Consider the following 361-nt stretch of genomic DNA (forward strand, 5'->3'; position numbering starts at 1 on the left):
CAGACCCCGAACGCCACAGCTTCACTCACCTTCGCCGTCACAGTGCCTTTCTGGACTTCGTGAAAATGGCCGGTGAAATCAAAACCGTCAGGGAGGATATCGTTCAGTCTTTGATGAAAGTGTACCCGGATCCTGCGCTCAATCCGGCAGCCAGGGAGGAGCTGGATGCTGCCTCCACCCTCTGGCTGACAAAAGCGCGTTACCAGTACCTCCTCCGGCTTGATGCACAGCCTCTGCCGGAGTCGAGGATCGCCCTGCTCCTGCACCTGGTATCTGATGACGGAGCGTTGACATGAAAATTGCTGTCTTAATTTGACGACTTTTCCCGGCCTTTATGGCCGGGATTTTTTTCCCTTCTGTT

At 54.6% G+C, this 361-nt stretch carries 1 pseudogene; it reads left to right on the forward strand.

Annotated elements, in window-relative coordinates:
* A pseudogene (locus E0D98_RS26090) lies at window positions 1-296 on the forward strand (transcription termination factor NusG); the annotation flags it as partial.
* Between the last annotated feature and the right edge of the window lie 65 nt (window positions 297-361).

The sequence above is a fragment of the Escherichia sp. KCJ4928 genome (genome assembly GCF_004352695.1).
Classification (GTDB): domain Bacteria; phylum Pseudomonadota; class Gammaproteobacteria; order Enterobacterales; family Enterobacteriaceae; genus ECMA0423.